Raw genomic sequence first — 13,496 nt, 5'->3', positions numbered from 1 at the left:
ACGGGCCCGAGGGAATCCCTCGGGCCCGTCGGGCACACGCGAAACCGGCAGGGGCCGGGCTCAGCTCTCGGTCTTGGCGGCGGCCGCTCGCGGCGCGCGCCGCCTGCGCGGCTTGGCCTCGCCCTCGGTGGCGTCCGACACGGCCTCCGTCTTCGGCTTGGCGGCGGCGCGGGTGCGACGGCGCGGCCGGTCCGACTCGGGCTCGGCGATCGGCGCGATCTGGAAGTCGACCTCGTCCTCGGCCGGCTTGATCACCCGGGCGCGGCGGCGCGGCTTCGTCACCGTGGGTGCCTCGGGGGCGGGGTCGGCCACGGGGGCGGTCTGGAAGTCGGCCTCCTCCGTCACCGGCTTGGCGACCCGGGCACGACGGCGGCGCGGCTTCGTGGTCTCCGCCTCTGCCTCCACCTCGACCGTGACCTCGGGCTTGGCGGCCTTGGGCCTGCTCTTCACCGCGGGCTCGGTGTCGATGACGACGACCGGGGTCCGCTCCACGTCCACCGCGGCCTCGGCGGCGATGTCAGGGGCTCCGACCCGGCCGCGCCGACGCCTGCGGGGCGTACGCGGCTCCGCGGGGCCGTCCGTGGCCTCGGGGGCCTCGACGGCCTCGGCGGCCGGTGCGGGCACGGTGGCGACGGTCTCGTCGGCTGCGGAACCGCCCCGGGTGCGACGACGCTGACGCGGCGTGCGCGGGGGGCGCTCCTCGCGGACGGCGGGAGCCGAGGCGGCGGGCTTGCGGCCGCGGCCGCCCGTCTCGCCGAGGTCCTCGACCTCCTCGGCCCGCAGACCGGCACGGGTGCGCTCGGTGCGCGGCAGGACACCCTTGGTGCCGGCCGGGATGTCGAGCTCCTCGTACAGGTGCGGGGAGGTGGAGTACGTCTCGACCGGGTCCGGGAAGTTCAGGCCGAGGGCCTTGTTGATCAGCTGCCAGCGCGGGATGTCGTCCCAGTCGACCAGCGTGACCGCGATGCCCTTGGCACCCGCGCGGCCGGTGCGGCCGATGCGGTGCAGGTAGGTCTTCTCGTCCTCGGGGGACTGGTAGTTGATGACGTGGGTGACACCCTCGACATCGATACCGCGGGCGGCGACGTCGGTGCAGACCAGGACGTCCACCTTGCCGTTGCGGAAGGCGCGCAGCGCCTGCTCGCGGGCGCCCTGGCCGAGGTCGCCGTGGACCGCGCCGGAGGCGAAACCACGCTTCTCCAGCTGCTCGGCGATGTCGGCGGCCGTCCGCTTCGTACGGCAGAAGACCATGGCCAGTCCGCGCCCGTTGGCCTGGAGAATGCGGGAGAGCATCTCCGGCTTGTCCATGTTGTGGGCGCGGAAGACGTGCTGCGCCGTGTTCTTGACGGTCGTGCCCTCGTCGTCGGGCGAGGTGGCGTTGATGTGTGTCGGCTGCGACATGTAGCGCCGCGCCAGACTGATGACCGCGCCCGGCATGGTCGCCGAGAACAGCATCGTCTGCCGCTTGGCCGGCAGCATCGTGATGATGCGCTCGACGTCGGGCAGGAAGCCCAGGTCGAGCATCTCGTCGGCCTCGTCGAGGACGAGGGCGCGCACCTTCGAGAGGTCGAGCTTGCGCTGGCCCGCCAGGTCCAGCAGTCGGCCCGGGGTGCCGACGACCACGTCGATGCCCTTCTTGAGGGCCTCGACCTGGGGCTCGTACGCCCGGCCGCCGTAGATCGCGAGAACGCGGACGTTACGGACCTTGCCGGCGGTCAGGAGGTCGTTGGTGACCTGCTGGCAGAGCTCGCGGGTGGGGACGACGATCAGCGCCTGCGGCGCGTCGGTCAGCTTCTCGGGCGCTGCCCGGCCCGCCTCGACGTCCGCGAGGACGGTGACGCGCTCCAGCAGCGGCAGACCGAAGCCCAGCGTCTTGCCGGTGCCCGTCTTGGCCTGTCCGATGACATCGGAGCCGGAGAGCGCTACGGGGAGCGTCATCTCCTGGATGGGGAAGGGGGACGTGATGCCGACGGCCTCAAGGGCCTCGGCCGTCTCGGAAAGAATCCCGAGGTCTCGGAACGTAGTCAGGGTATTGCCTCTTCTGTGAAACGCGGTCCGAGGCGAACGAAGGGGGTCGTACCGTGCCGGGGTTGGTCATCCGGCCGTGGATGGGCCGGGTGGCGCGGGACCACTGCCGTCGCTCGAGCGCTCGTGCCGCTGAGGGGGCCCCTCATCTGCGGTCGTACGTGGCGTACGCATCGCGCGGAGGGCTGTCGGGTCGGAGCCGATCGGGCCACCGACCGGGCATCCTCATTCAATTTCGCGCGACGAGCAGTTGCAAAATGCTCAGTAAGCGCAATACCACTGTACCCCGGATTCGCGCATCTGTGTTGGACGAATTCATCGGAACGGTGTGACGTCCGTCGGTGGCCGGACCCTTCCCCCTGTCGGCGGGCGGGCTATTCTGCGCTCCATGGAGACGCCTGACAACGCCACGGAAACCCCCGCACCCACCAAAATCGCCGACCAGGACTGGGCCACCGCGTCCACGGAGCCGCAGTACCGGGCCGCCGTGGTGGACCTGCTGGGAGCACTCGCCTACGGGGAGCTGGCGGCCTTCGAGAGGCTCGCCGAGGACGCGAAACTCGCGCCGACGCTTGGCGACAAGGCTGCACTGGCGAAGATGGCGTCCGCGGAATTCCATCACTTCGAGCGGCTGACCGACCGGCTGACGGCGATCGAGGTGGAGCCGACCGGTGCGATGGAGCCGTTCGCCAGGGCGCTCGACGACTTCCACCGCCAGACTGCACCCTCGGACTGGCTGGAGGGCCTGGTCAAGGCCTATGTCGGTGACTCGATCGCGAGTGACTTCTACCGTGAGGTCGCGGTCCGGCTCGACTCGGACACCCGTTCGCTCGTCCTCGGTGTCCTCGACGACACGGGTCACGGGAACTTCGCCGTGGAGAAGGTGCGCGCCGCGATCGAGGAGGACCCGCGGCTGGGCGGCCGGCTCGCGCTGTGGGCGCGCCGGCTGATGGGCGAGGCGCTCTCGCAGGCGCAGCGGGTCGTGGCGGACCGTGACGCGCTGTCGACGATGCTGGTGGGCGGGGTGGCCGACGGATTCGATCTGGCCGAGGTCGGCCGGATGTTCTCCCGGATCACCGAGGCGCACACCAAGCGGATGGCCACCCTGGGGCTGGCGGCCTAGGGCCTGCCGGCCCAGGGCCCGGCCACACGGGGCGTCGGTGGCGGCGTCAGGCCGCCGCCGACCGGCTCAGACGGCGGCTGCGCGGCCGGATCAGCAGGGACACCGTCACCGCGGCGATGAGCACCGAGCCGATCAGTGATGCCGCCGTGTGGCCGGGGCCCAGCACCGAGTGCATCAGATACAGGCCGAACAGGGCTCCCAGCGCACCGGTGCCGAAGACGGACCGCCGGGACGGCAGGCGGGGCGACAGGGAGCGCAGGGCCGCCCAGGAGAGGGCGAGTCCGAGTGCGACGGAGCCCAGGGTTTCCAAGATCACAGTCGATCACCTCGCAGGTAGGGGGCGGGCAATTCGGTCTACGCGGTACTACCCCCGGGCCGCGGAATACAACCCTCCCGCGGACAGGCTTCGCCCAGCCGCCGCACAGGAACAGCCGCCGCACAGGAACAGCCGCCGCACAGGAACAGCCGCCACGCAGCAAGCGGCCGCCGCACAGAAACGCTGCCGCACGCGGCCGCCACGCAGCCAACAGCCGCCGCACAACGGAAAGCGGCCCGGCGGGGGAATCCCCGCCGGGCCGCTTCCACGGTCACTGTGTCCGTGCGCCGCTACAGCGCGCCGAACCCCACCCGTCGTGTGCTGGGCTCGCCGATCTCCACGTAGGCGATCCGGTCGGCCGGCACCAGGACCTTGCGGCCCTTCTCGTCCGTGAGGCTGAGCAGCTGCGCCTTGCCGACGAGAGCCTCGGAAACCGCGCTCTCGACCTCTTCGGCGGAAAGCCCGCTCTCCAGAACGATCTCCCGGGGCGTGTGCTGCACCCCGATCTTGACCTCCACGGCTATGTCCCTCCGACGGTCAGTCCCTGCGCGGTGAACCGCGCCGTACGCAGCACACATTAGCCCGCTGAGGGGACCGCCCAGGGCTCCCCGGGCAACGCCCGCAGCGAACACGGGCGCCGGCCGCCCCGCTCAGTGCTGGTCGATGCCGTGCAGCGGGAAGCCCGCGATGCCCCGCCAGGCCAGCGAGGTGAGCAGCTGGACCGCCGTGTCGCGCGGGATCGCGGACCGGCTGGAGAGCCAGTAGCGGGCGACCACCTGGGACACCCCGCCCAGGCCGACGGCGAGCAGCATGGACTCGTCCTTGGACAGTCCCGTGTCACCCGCGATCACGTCGGAGATCGCCTCGGCGCACTGCAACGAGACCCGGTCGACCCGCTCGCGCACGGCGGGCTCGTTGGTCAGGTCGGACTCGAAGACCAGCCGGAACGCGCCGCCCTCGTCCTCCACGTACGCGAAGTAGGCGTCCATGGTCGCGGCCACGCGCAGCTTGTTGTCGGTCGTCGACGCGAGCGCCGTGCGCACCGACTGGAGCAGCGACTCGCAGTGCTGGTCGAGCAGGGCCAGATAGAGCTCCAGCTTGCCCGGGAAGTGCTGGTAGAGGACCGGCTTGCTGACCCCGGCCCGTTCCGCGATGTCGTCCATCGCGGCCGAGTGGTAGCCCTGCGCGACGAAGACCTCCTGGGCGGCGCCCAGGAGCTGATTGCGTCGGGCGCGACGCGGCAGGCGAGTGCCCCGCGGGCGCGCCGCTTCGGTCTGCTCGATGGCTGTCACGCCGCCTCCCAAATTCGTGAACCGGCACAGTCGTTCCGTGCACGCTGTGCCGTACCGCCATCGTACTTTCGGGTAACCCGGGTACGCGCGGCGCGGACGCAGAATTTCACGGACCGGACGGCTGCGGTAGCCACAGATTCCTCGACCTGTGCCGTATAGCGGGACGTATCAGCGGTAATCGTCTTCATCGTCTGTGACTACGCGCGCCTGTTCCGCCGCGTCCGCCTCGTTCGCGCGGTTCCGGTCGAGTTCCGTCAGGGGTTCGTCGCGCTCGGGGCGCAGTTCCGCCTGCTGCTCGGCGGCGTCCGCGTCGGGTGCCTCCTGGTCCGGTTCGTCCGGCTGGACGTCCTCGAAGGTGTCCGGGTCACTGGGGTCGACCGACATGGTGACTCCCTTCCTGTTGCATCGAGCCTAGGAGCAACGAAGCCGCTACGCGATGTGTGACGGCGAACACATGAACCACGGTGTGATCGTCTCGTAACATTGCCGCATGTCTTCGACCGAGCTGCCGGGAGTCCGTGCCGCCGCCGCAGCGGTGGCCCCCACGGTGAGCGCCGTCAAGGTCGCCGATGGGGAGAGACTCCGCTCCGTCACGCTGCCCGGACTGACGCTCACCGTTCGTTCGCGGCCGCCGGAGCGGACCGGGCTGCCGCCCGCGCTCTACGTGCACGGCCTCGGCGGCTCCTCGCAGAACTGGTCGGCGCTGATGCCGCTCCTCGACGACGTGCTGGACGGCGAGGCGCTCGACCTCCCCGGATTCGGGGACTCCCCGCCGCCGGACGACGGCAACTACTCGGTCACCGGCCACGCCCGCGCGGTGATCCGCTTCCTCGACGCGGGGGAGCGCGGGCCCGTCCACCTGTTCGGCAACTCCCTGGGTGGCGCGGTGGCGACCCGGGTCGCGGCCGTCCGCCCGGACCTGGTGCGCACGCTCACCCTGATCTCGCCCGCGCTCCCCGAGATCCGGGTGCAGCGGTCGGCGGTGCCGACCGCACTGCTCGCCGTTCCGGGACTCGTATCCCTGTTCTCCCGGTTGACCCGGGACTGGAGCGCGGAGGCCCGCACCCGCGGAGTCATGGCACTCTGTTACGGCGATCCGGCACGGGTCTCCGAGACGGGCTTCCGTGAAGCGGTGGCCGAAATGGAGCGGCGGCTGGAACTGCCGTACTTCTGGGACGCCATGGCGCGCTCGGCACGTGGCATCGTCGATGCGTACACGCTGGGCGGTCAGCACGGACTGTGGCGTCAGGCCGAGCGTGTGCTCGCACCGACCCAGCTCGTGTACGGCGGACGGGACCAGCTCGTCTCGTACCGGATGGCGCGCAGAGCGTCCGCGGCCTTCCGCGATTCGCGGCTGCTGACACTGCCCGACGCGGGGCACGTGGCGATGATGGAGTACCCGGAAACGGTCGCCCAGGCGTTCCGGGAACTGCTCGACGAATGCGGCGGGAGCTGATCCGGGGCGTGGGACGACACAGTCGAAAAGGCCCTGGGCCCAAGGCACCCGATGCCGGGCCGGCCGCGCAGGAGGCGGGCGAGGGGCGGGAGAACGCCCGGCCCGCCCCCGGCAGCGGCCGGCGCAGACGGCCCGGCGATGTGCCGCCCGGCACCGGTGGCCACACCCCTTTCCAGGGCATCCCCCAGGTGCGCGGCGGTCACCCCGAACAGCGTGAGCCCGGCGGCGGTTGGGGCACCGGACCCATGGAGCGCCACCCCGAGCGGCCGGGCCCGCCGCACGCCGGACCCGGCCGCATCGGCGCGCAGGCGCCGACGCCACGTCCGCAGGGATCGCAGTCGACCGGCACCCGGCCGCTGATACCGGGACCGCGCAAGGAGTTCGTCGAGGCCTTCGACACCCCGCCGCCGGCGCCCCGCGGCGCGAACGCGGCGCCGCCCGGCCCGGAGGCCCCCGCCGATCCGTACAGCTCCGTCAGTGACTGGGACGAGCGGCCGCCCGGCGCTGACGACGGCGCCACCAAGGAGTCCAGGGGCGGCAGGGGCCGCACCTTCACCGGCATCGCGGCCGCCGCTGTGACCACGGTGCTCGCGGTGGTCGTGGCCGGTCAGGTCGCCCATGACGGCGGTGGCCGTTCGGGTGCCGCACAGGCCGCCGGCGTGGACCGCGGCGGCGATGACGACACCTCCCGCTCGGACGCCAGGCCGACGCCCGCGCCCAAGAAGGCCGTGGTCAAGGCCCTTTCGTATGAGCAGAAAATGGCCAAGGCCTATCCGCTGGCGCCGAAGCTCAAGGCATCGGGCAAATTCGAGGCCGTGCCGGGGGCGGCGAAGGCTCCGGGCAAGGGGCACAAGTACCGGTACCGGATCGACGTCGAGAAGGGGCTCGGACTCGATTCCGGCCTTTTCGCCCAGGCGGTGCAGAAAACCCTTAATGATGAACGGAGTTGGGCGCACGACGGTGCGATGACCTTCGAACGGATTTCCACCGGTGATCCGGATTTCGTTATTACGCTGGCCAGTCCCGGGACCACGGCCGACTGGTGTGCGAAGTCGGGGCTGGACACGACCGAGGACAACGTCTCCTGTGACTCCGCCGCGACGGAGCGGGTGATGATCAACGCCTATCGCTGGGCCCAGGGCTCGTCCACCTTCGGTCCGGACAAGCTCTTCTCCTACCGTCAGATGCTGATCAACCACGAGGTGGGCCATCGGCTGGGTCACAACCATGTGAGCTGTCGCACGCCGGGCGCCCTGGCCCCGGTGATGCAGCAGCAGACCAAATCACTGGATATCGACAACATCAAGTGCCGCCCCAACGCCTGGGTGTACCCGACCGGTTGAGCCCGACCTGCGGCTGCGCGGGCAGTCGCGGGCCCGTCGGCCGGGCGGTCGGCCGGTAGGTCCGTGGTGGCGCCCTCCCGGCGCGCCTGTCCGGATATCGAGATCGCCGTCTCACATCGCGTTGACATCGTGACGGCCGTCGCACATATTTCTCGCATGTCACGCAGCCCTGTCACCTTCGATCGCGCCACCATTGAGCTGGCGCTCATCGGCGTGACCGGGCACAGCGTCGCCGACGTCGACTGTTGCTGACGCCTGCCCGAGCGCGCGTCGGTCCCCTCCTCCGAGCCTGAAGGCCCGGACGGGCCTCCCCGACCTGCCGCACCGGGCGCCCCCGTCCGCAGGCGCGGCAGTCTCCAGTGTTCCGGTCCTCGCACCGACCGGTCGTGTGCATATGTCTCTCGTCGCCGCCTGCACGGATCCGTTTCTGTTTCCTTCATTCAGGCAGTACTCCGAGAGGTCACCTTCCGATGCGTCAACCGTCCGTCATATCGCGCCGCGCAGCCGCGGTCGCCGCAGTACTCGTCGTGGCCGCGGGCGCCGCGGCCTGCGGGCCCGATGACAGCAGCAAGGGCAGCGACGGCAGCTCCGGCGCAGCGGGCGCTCCCAAGAAGGGCGGCACGCTCACCGTCCTCAACAGCGCCCCGCAGGAGGACTTCGACCCCGGCCGGCTCTACACCTCCGGCGGCGGCAACGTCCCCTCGCTCGTCTTCCGTACGCTCACCACCCGCAACCGGGAGGACGGCGCGGCCGGCGCGAAGGTCGTACCGGACCTGGCGACCGACCTGGGCAGGCCCAGCAAGAACGCCACCGTCTGGACGTACACCCTCAAGGACGACCTCAAGTACGAGGACGGCACCGCGATCACGAGCGCCGACATCAAGTACGGCATCGAGCGCTCCTTCGCCGCCGAACTCTCCGGCGGCGCGCCCTATCTGCGTGACTGGCTGATCGGCGGGGCCGACTACCAGGGGCCGTACAAGGACAAGAAGGGCCTCGACTCGATCGAGACGCCCGACGCGAAGACGATCGTCTTCCACCTCAACAAGCCCGAGGGCGAATTCCCCTTCCTGGCGACCCAGACCCAGACCAGCCCGGTGCCGAAGGCCAAGGACACCGGCACGAAGTACGAGGAGCACCCGATCTCCTCCGGTCCGTACAAGGTCGTCAAGAACGAGGGTGACGGCGAGCGCCTCACCCTGGAGCGCAACACCTACTGGTCGGCCGCCACCGACGAGGAGCGCAAGGCCTACCCCGACCGGATCGACGTCCGCTCCGGACTCGACTCCGCCGTCATCAACCAGCGGCTCTCCGCCTCGCAGGGCACCGACGCCGCGGCGGTCACCACCGACACCAACCTCGGCCCGGCCGAACTCGCCAAGGTCAGCGGCGACAAGAAGCTCGCGGCCCGGGTCGGCACCGGCAACTTCGGCTACACGAACTACATCGCCTTCAACCCGAAGGTGAAGCCGTTCGACAACCCGAAGGTGCGCCAGGCGATCTCCTACGCCGTCGACCGCTCCTCCGTGGTCAACGCGGCGGGCGGCTCCTCGCTCGCCAAGCCCGCCACCACCTTCCTGCCCGACCAGACCTCCTTCGGCTACACGCCGTACGACGCCTTCCCCGCCGGGAAGAACGGCAACGCGGCCAAGGCGAAGGAGCTGCTGAAGGAGGCCGGTTACCCCAAGGGGCTGACCGTCACCCTCACGCACAACAACGAGAAGAACTTCGAGACCAGCCCGGAGATCGCCACCGCACTCCAGGAGGCGCTCAAGAAGGCCGGCATCACCGTCAAGCTCCGGGGCCTGGAGAACAACGCCTACTCGGACACGATCCACAACCTGAAGACCGAGCCGGGCTTCTTCATCACCGGCTGGGGCGCCGACTGGCCCTCCGGCGGTCCGTTCTTCGCCCCGATCTTCGACGGACGCCAGATCGTCAAGGCCGGGTCCAACTTCAACGCCTCGCAGCTGAACGACTCCGCGGTCAACAAGGAGATCGACGAGATCAACAAGCTGACCGACCTGAGCGCCGCCGCCAAGCGGTGGGGCGCGCTCGACAAGAAGGTCGGTGAGCAGGCACTGACCGTGCCGCTGTTCCACCCGGTCTACAAGCGCCTGTACGGCGAGTCCGTCAAGAACGTCGTGATCAGCGACTGGACCGGCGTGCTCGACATCTCGCAGGTCGCGGTCAAGTAACCATGGCCGAAGTACTCCCGGCCAAGGAGGCGGGGGCCGTCGAGGCCCCCGCCTCCGGGGCCCATCCGTTCTGGCGACGGCTGCGGACCAGGCGCTCGGCCCTGGTCGCCGCGGTCGTCGTCGCCGTGCTGGTCCTGGCCGCGCTCGTGGCACCACTGCTCGCGGGCATCGAGGGCCAGAACCCCACCACGTACCACCCCGATCTCGTCGACTCCGCCACCGGCGGGGTGCCGCTCGGCTCCTTCGGCGGGATCAGTGCCGAACACTGGCTCGGCGTCGAACCGCTCACCGGACGCGACCTCTTCGCCCGCGTCGTCTACGGCGCCCGGATCTCGCTCGGCGTCGCCCTCGGCGCGACCCTGCTCCAAGTGGTCATCGGCGTGCTCACCGGCCTCGCGGCCGGTCTCGGCAACCGCTTCGTGGACCAGGCGTTCAGCCGGATCACCGACGTCATGGTGGCGCTGCCGGTCATGGTGGCGGCCCTCGGCGCGCTCGCCGTCGCACCGGCCGGATTCCCCCGCCCGGTGCTGATCGCGCTGCTCGTCGGACTGGTCGGCTGGACCCACATCTCCAAGATCGTGCGGGCCAAGACCCTCGCCATGAAATCGCTCGACCACGTCGCGGCCGCCCGGCTCAGCGGCTGGAGCTCCTGGCAGATCGCCCGGCGTGAGCTGCTGCCCTCACTGGCGGCGCCCGTCATCACGTACGCCGTGCTGCTCTTCCCGTCCAACATCGTCGTCGAGGCCGCGCTGTCCTTCCTCGGTGTGGGCATCAAGCCGCCCACGCCGTCCTGGGGACAGATGCTCAGCGACGCCGACACCTGGTACCAGGCGGCGCCCACCTATCTGCTGATCCCGGCCCTGCTGCTCTTCGTCACCGTGCTGGCGCTCACCGTCCTCGGCGAGGGCGTACGCACCGCACTCGATCCGCGCGCAGCCTCCCGGCTACGGGTCGGCACAGGCGCCAAGAAGGAGGCCGGAGCATGACCTCCTTCCTGCTGCGACGCCTCGGCGGCGCGCTCCTCGTCCTGCTCGCCCTCAGCCTCGTCGTCTACGCCGCCTTCTACGTGGCACCGGGCAACGTCGCGCAGATCGCCTGCGGTCCGCGCTGCTCGCCCGCGCAGGTCGCCCAGGTCAGCCAGCAGTTGCGGCTGGACGACCCGGTGTACGTGCAGTACGCGCACTTCCTCCAGAGCCTGTTCGCCGGCCACGACTACTCCACCGGAACCGGTGTGGTGCACTGCGACGCCCCCTGCCTGGGGCTCTCGTACCAGAGCGGTCAGCAGGTCACCCAGCTGATCGTCACCAAGCTGCCGGCCACCGCATCGCTCGCCGTCGGTGCCTTCGTGCTCTGGATGGTGCTCGGGGTCGGCACCGGAGTCCTCTCGGTGTGGCGGCGCGGCCGCGCCACCGAGCGGGTCCTCACCGGGATCACCCTGGCCGGCATGGCCACACCGGTGTTCGTGATCGGTCTGCTGCTGATCATCATCTGCGTCACTGCACTCCAGATCCTGCCGTTCCCGGACTACGTGCCGTTCACCGACGACCCGGAGCAGTGGGCCTGGAACCTGCTGCTGCCCTGGATCTCCCTGGCGCTCGTCTCCGCCGCCCCGTACGCGCGGATGACCCGGGCCTCGATGCTGGAGACGCTCGCCGAGGACCATGTGCGCACCTTCAGGGCGTACGGGGTCAGCGAGCGCGTGATCGTCGGACGGCACGCCCTGCGCGGCGCGCTCGCACCGGTGATCGCGCTCGGCGCACTGGACATCGGCTCCATGTTCGGCGGCGCCGTGCTCACCGAATCCCTCTTCGGGATTCCGGGCGTCGGCCGCGAACTCGTCTCGGCCGTCCGGAACGTGGACCTCCCGGTCGTCGTCGGCCTGGTGCTCGTCACCGGGTTCTTCGTCGTCCTTGCCAATGCCGTCGCGGACATCCTGCAGGCGATGGCCGACCGACGGGTGGTGCTGTCATGAGTCTCGTCGAGGTCACCGATCTCTCGATCTCCTTCGGCGACGTACAGGCGGTGCGCGGACTGTCGTTCTCGCTGGAGGCGGGCGGCGCGCTCGGCGTCGTCGGCGAGTCCGGCTCCGGCAAGAGCGCCTCGGCGTACGCCCTGCTCGGACTGCACCGGGGGACCGGTGCCAAGGTGGGCGGCTCGATCCGGGTGGCGGGTGTGGACGTCCACACCGCCGACGACGCGCGACTGCGCGGACTGCGGGGGGCGAAGGCCGCGATGGTCTTCCAGGACCCGCTCTCCTCGCTGGACCCGTACTACGCCGTCGGCGACCAGGTCGCCCAGGTGTACCGCGTCCACAACCGGGTCTCCCGGCGGGCGGCCCGGACCAGGGCCGTCGAGGTGCTGGACCGGGTCGGCATCCCCGACGCGGTACGCCGCTCCCGCTCCAGGCCGCACGAGTTCTCCGGCGGGATGCGCCAACGGGCGCTGATCGCCATGGCACTGGCCTGCGAACCGGAGCTGCTGATCGCCGACGAGCCGACCACCGCGCTGGACGTCACCGTCCAGGCCCAGATCCTGGACCTGCTGCACAACCTGCGCCGCGAGACGGGCATGGGACTGCTGCTGGTCACCCATGACGTGGGTGTGGCGGCCGAGTCGGTGGACGACGTGCTGGTCATGCGGTCCGGCCTGGCCGTGGAGCGGGGGCCGGTGGCCCAGGTGCTCGGCGCGCCGCGCGAGCCGTACACGAAGGCGCTGCTCTCCGCGGTGCCGCGCATCGCCCCGGAGCCGGACGGTCCGGCGGCCGGCACGGACGGCCCTGCCGACCTGGACAAGGCCGAGGTGCTGATCGAGGCCGACGGCGTGCGACAGGTGTTCGGCCGGGGGAAGTCCGCGCTGGCAGCCGTCGACGGCGTCTCCCTCACCGTCCGGCACGGCGAGACGCTCGGCATCGTCGGGGAGAGCGGCAGTGGCAAGACCACCCTCGGGCGGATGCTCGTCGGTCTGCTGGAGCCCACGTCCGGCAGCCTCACCCGGGTGGACCGGGTGCAGATGGTCTTCCAGGACCCGGTCTCCTCGCTCAACCCGCGCCGTTCGGTCGGCGAGTCGGTCGCCGACCCGCTGCGGGCGCGCGGGCAGCGCGACGAGGGCGTGATCAGGGCGCGCGTACGGGATCTGCTGGAGCGCGTCGGGCTCGACCCGGACCAGTACGACCGCTATCCGCACGAGTTCAGCGGCGGACAGCGCCAGCGCGTCGGGATCGCACGGGCCCTGGCGGCCGAACCGAGGCTGATCGTCTGCGACGAGGCGGTATCCGCCCTCGACGTGACGACGCAGGCCCAGGTGACCGCGCTGCTCGCCGAACTCCAGCAGGAACTGGGGCTCGCGCTGGTCTTCATCGCCCACGACCTCGCCGTGGTACGCCAGGTCAGCGACCGGGTCGCCGTCATGCGGCAGGGCCGGATCGTCGAGGAGGGCCCGGTGGAGCAGGTGTACGGAGAGCCCCGCGACCCGTACACCAAGCAGCTCCTGGCGGCCGTGCCGGCGCTCGATCCGGCCCTCGCGGCGGTCCGCCGCGCGGCCCGCGCGGAGCTGGCCGCAGCCTGACCCAACGTAACTGATTGTCTCTATAGCGCGACAGAACGCTACGGGGGCGGGAAAGTTACGACGGTTCACCCCTTTCGGTGGTGGGGGGGGGCACCCCCCCGCCCCCCCCCCCCGCGTCCCCCGAAAGGGGGTCCGCGGGGCCGAGGCCGAGCACACGGGGGGCCCCCCCCCCGGGCAAC

General features: G+C 70.9%; 13 protein-coding genes. 8 read left to right on the top strand and 5 right to left on the bottom strand.

Annotated features, from left to right (window positions below):
* Positions 1–60: 60 nt before the first annotated feature.
* Positions 61–1,938: a DEAD/DEAH box helicase gene (locus tag ACFVJX_RS24960; RefSeq protein ID WP_384195960.1), complete on the bottom strand. Its 1,878-nt coding sequence runs from the start codon at positions 1,936–1,938 to the stop codon at positions 61–63.
* A gap of 475 nt (positions 1,939–2,413) precedes the next feature.
* On the opposite strand from ACFVJX_RS24960, the gene ACFVJX_RS24955 reads away from it, so the two are divergent.
* Positions 2,414–3,148, top strand: coding sequence for a ferritin-like fold-containing protein (locus tag ACFVJX_RS24955; protein WP_384136874.1), 735 nt, complete (start codon positions 2,414–2,416; stop codon positions 3,146–3,148).
* 46 nt (positions 3,149–3,194) lie between these two features.
* Here the strand turns inward: ACFVJX_RS24955 and ACFVJX_RS24950 are convergent, their stop codons facing one another.
* The 4 genes from ACFVJX_RS24950 to ACFVJX_RS24935 form a co-directional block, all read right to left on the bottom strand.
* Positions 3,195–3,464, bottom strand: a complete 270-nt coding sequence (locus ACFVJX_RS24950) for a hypothetical protein (protein WP_384136872.1) — start codon at positions 3,462–3,464, stop codon at positions 3,195–3,197.
* Between the two features lie 290 nt (positions 3,465–3,754).
* Positions 3,755–3,982, bottom strand: coding sequence for a DUF3107 domain-containing protein (locus ACFVJX_RS24945; protein WP_384136706.1), 228 nt, complete (start codon positions 3,980–3,982; stop codon positions 3,755–3,757).
* A gap of 132 nt (positions 3,983–4,114) precedes the next feature.
* Positions 4,115–4,756 (bottom strand): TetR/AcrR family transcriptional regulator, encoded by a 642-nt coding sequence (locus tag ACFVJX_RS24940; RefSeq protein WP_123523710.1) that lies wholly within the window; start codon positions 4,754–4,756, stop codon positions 4,115–4,117.
* Between the two features lie 168 nt (positions 4,757–4,924).
* Positions 4,925–5,140 carry a hypothetical protein gene (locus ACFVJX_RS24935; protein WP_384136703.1) on the bottom strand — a complete coding sequence of 72 codons (216 nt, stop codon included), beginning with the start codon at positions 5,138–5,140 and terminating at the stop codon, positions 4,925–4,927.
* Between the two features lie 106 nt (positions 5,141–5,246).
* On the opposite strand from ACFVJX_RS24935, the gene ACFVJX_RS24930 reads away from it, so the two are divergent.
* From ACFVJX_RS24930 to ACFVJX_RS24900, 7 genes are all read left to right on the top strand, one after another.
* Positions 5,247–6,212: an alpha/beta fold hydrolase gene (locus ACFVJX_RS24930; RefSeq protein ID WP_384136701.1), complete on the top strand. Its 966-nt coding sequence runs from the start codon at positions 5,247–5,249 to the stop codon at positions 6,210–6,212.
* Positions 6,197–7,555 (top strand): DUF3152 domain-containing protein, encoded by a 1,359-nt coding sequence (locus ACFVJX_RS24925; RefSeq protein WP_384136699.1) that lies wholly within the window; start codon positions 6,197–6,199, stop codon positions 7,553–7,555. Before ACFVJX_RS24930 ends, ACFVJX_RS24925 begins: the two co-directional genes overlap by 16 nt.
* Positions 7,556–7,711: 156 nt before the next feature.
* Entirely contained in the window at positions 7,712–7,807 is a 96-nt protein-coding gene (locus ACFVJX_RS24920) for an Ms4533A family Cys-rich leader peptide (RefSeq protein ID WP_311310375.1), read from the top strand.
* A gap of 218 nt (positions 7,808–8,025) precedes the next feature.
* Positions 8,026–9,753, top strand: a complete 1,728-nt coding sequence (locus ACFVJX_RS24915; protein ID WP_384136697.1) for an ABC transporter substrate-binding protein — start codon at positions 8,026–8,028, stop codon at positions 9,751–9,753.
* 2 nt (positions 9,754–9,755) lie between these two features.
* Positions 9,756–10,739, top strand: coding sequence for an ABC transporter permease (locus tag ACFVJX_RS24910; protein WP_384136695.1), 984 nt, complete (start codon positions 9,756–9,758; stop codon positions 10,737–10,739).
* Positions 10,736–11,725, top strand: a complete 990-nt coding sequence (locus tag ACFVJX_RS24905) for an ABC transporter permease (RefSeq protein WP_384136693.1) — start codon at positions 10,736–10,738, stop codon at positions 11,723–11,725. Before ACFVJX_RS24910 ends, ACFVJX_RS24905 begins: the two co-directional genes overlap by 4 nt.
* The gene (locus ACFVJX_RS24900; RefSeq protein WP_384136691.1) at positions 11,722–13,317 is read left to right on the top strand and encodes a dipeptide ABC transporter ATP-binding protein; all 1,596 of its coding nucleotides are present in this window, start codon (positions 11,722–11,724) and stop codon (positions 13,315–13,317) included. Before ACFVJX_RS24905 ends, ACFVJX_RS24900 begins: the two co-directional genes overlap by 4 nt.
* Positions 13,318–13,496: the final 179 nt, after the last annotated feature.

This window comes from Streptomyces sp. NPDC127177 (assembly GCF_042672475.1).
Classification (GTDB): Bacteria; Actinomycetota; Actinomycetes; order Streptomycetales; family Streptomycetaceae; genus Streptomyces.
This window is presented reverse-complemented; position numbering and strand designations above follow the sequence as displayed.